The sequence below is a fragment of the Pseudomonas sp. ES3-33 genome, from assembly GCF_000952175.1.
Lineage (GTDB): Bacteria > Pseudomonadota > Gammaproteobacteria > Pseudomonadales > Pseudomonadaceae > Aquipseudomonas > Aquipseudomonas gregormendelii.
In genome coordinates, this window is the sequence record NZ_JZRI01000030.1 from 1 (window position 1) to 724 (window position 724).

The window sequence follows — 724 nt, forward strand, 5'->3', positions numbered from 1 at the left end:
CTCTACTATTTCCCAGCGCTCAACACGCGGGCCCGCCTCTATCATAATAACGGACAAGCCCGCATCCAATAGCTGGTTTGCGATGAGACAACCCACGACTCCAGTACCTACTACAACTACATCAGTACTCGCCATGTCAGCCATCACTCACCGCCTTCAACAAAGTTGGGCATTATTAAAATTTTGGCATTTCCGCTAATGGCGGCGCTTCGGCCGACCAGCCGTTTGGACCGGATATCGCATAGCTGGGAATGGTCATAACATCTATCGTTGGCTGATACATCAATGCGTGTTCGTATGCAAAGACTTCCGCATTGGGTGAATCAACAAGCACACCCTTATACCAGGCAGATATAATTTCAAGTGCGCCCTGTTTCAATGATCCCTCGGGAATATCAGGGAAAAAATCTTCAACAACTTTAGCTTGCTTGCTTCCGGCAATAGCGATCAGCCCGTCAACCAGTGCAGGCCACCCAGCATTCATAGCCTGCATGGCCGACGCGAGTCGCAAACCCACTTGTGGATCAAGCCGATGATTTATCAGCAGCCTGGAAAGAGACATGAACCTCTCGCTAAAGGGCGATTCCTTTAATGTTTCGGCTGCCCACACATTCCACGGGGTGCTTAATGAAAACGCTATCGAACTCAGCGTAAGCACTCCACCCATTACGACTTTCCTCCGGGACAGCCTATAATTCATGGGTGAATCATCACGGTCATATAT

The 724-nt window shown here is 49.4% G+C and carries 2 protein-coding genes; both read right to left on the minus strand.

What is annotated here, in order from left to right; all coding sequences use genetic code 11:
• A partial coding sequence (locus UB23_RS29085) for an FAD-dependent oxidoreductase (protein ID WP_152644233.1) occupies window positions 1–144 on the minus strand: 144 nt, incomplete at its 3' end.
• Between the two features lie 31 nt (window positions 145–175).
• On the minus strand, window positions 176–724 hold a 549-nt coding region (locus UB23_RS03240), incomplete at its 5' end, for a sorbitol dehydrogenase family protein (protein ID WP_236695829.1).